Raw genomic sequence first — 558 nt, 5'->3', positions numbered from 1 at the left:
CAGCTTCGGATGTCGCTTGCGAATCCATCCGGTGACCCGCCACCACATGAAGTGGTCGAGGTATTGGAAGGTCGCTTTGGACACGCCGTGTTTGAAGTAGTGACACCATCCCCGCAGCACCAGCGTGAGCTGGTGCAGCAGGTCGGCGAGCGTACGATGTCTGTTCCGGCGCGTCAGCTCCCTGACCTTCGTCTTGATGGAGTTGAGCGCTTTCTTCGACGGCCACGTGTAGATGTGTGTCTTGGCCGTCCCCCTCTTCCGGCACCGCTGGATGCGGAACCCCAGAAAGTCGAATCCCTCATCAATGTGGCAGACTCTCGTCTTCTCCTCCGACAGACGCAGGCCCATCGGAGAGAGCACTTCGGCAACTTCATCCCACAATGCCTCGGCATGCTGACGACTGCCGGAGACCATCACCACAAAATCGTCCGCGTAGCGCACGATGCGGTACTTGGCTCCCCCGGCCCGCAGATGCCTCTGCATCGCCCAACCCGAGGACAGCACCCGACGCTTTGCGTCAAAATGCTGATCCAGACCGGACAGGACGATGTTCGCCAA

At 60.0% G+C, this 558-nt stretch carries 1 protein-coding gene; it reads right to left on the bottom strand.

Features of this window, described 5'->3' with window-relative positions:
• A partial coding sequence (locus ACYVOO_RS31620) for a group II intron maturase-specific domain-containing protein (protein ID WP_461019149.1) occupies positions 1 to 558 on the bottom strand: 558 nt, incomplete at both ends.

The sequence above is a fragment of the Streptomyces daliensis genome, from assembly GCF_054782395.1.
This window is presented reverse-complemented; position numbering and strand designations above follow the sequence as displayed.